This is a genomic window from Mesorhizobium sp. M5C.F.Ca.IN.020.29.1.1 (genome assembly GCF_003997375.1).
In the GTDB taxonomy this organism is placed as follows: Bacteria; Pseudomonadota; Alphaproteobacteria; order Rhizobiales; family Rhizobiaceae; genus Mesorhizobium; species Mesorhizobium wenxiniae.
Map to the genome: position 1 here is coordinate 1 of NZ_RZSW01001227.1, position 382 is coordinate 382.

Sequence of the window (382 nt, forward strand, 5' to 3'; positions counted from 1 at the left end):
GGGTCAAACAAGACGATAGGGTCAGGCTCTATCGAAATGATCAGGCTTCGGCCGCAACGATTCCGCTCGCGGCGGGTCCAGCCGATCCCTCAAATCCCCCAGGAATGGAGAATGCAATGACCCGAGGTCTCCCCCGGACGCTTTCCCGTGCCGCCGCCCGAGAGGCCGGCCTTGCCCCGCCCAAGGCCGGGCTTGCCGCCAGCACCAGCGGGCAGGGCGGTTCCTTCCGCACCGTCTTTTCGCTCAACGCCATGCAGGTGCCGGTCACCGATGCGCTTGCCTATGCCAGCCATAAGCTTTTCGATTTCCTCGGCGGCAAGGTGCGCATCAAGGGCGGCACCGCAAAGCTGCAATTCGCCGTGCTGACCGCCCGCGCCTCGAC

The 382-nt window shown here is 65.2% G+C and carries 1 pseudogene; it reads left to right on the plus strand.

Annotated elements, in window-relative coordinates:
* Positions 1-116 precede the first annotated feature (116 nt).
* Positions 117-382 (plus strand): annotated as a pseudogene (locus EOA85_RS37160) (hypothetical protein); the annotation flags it as partial.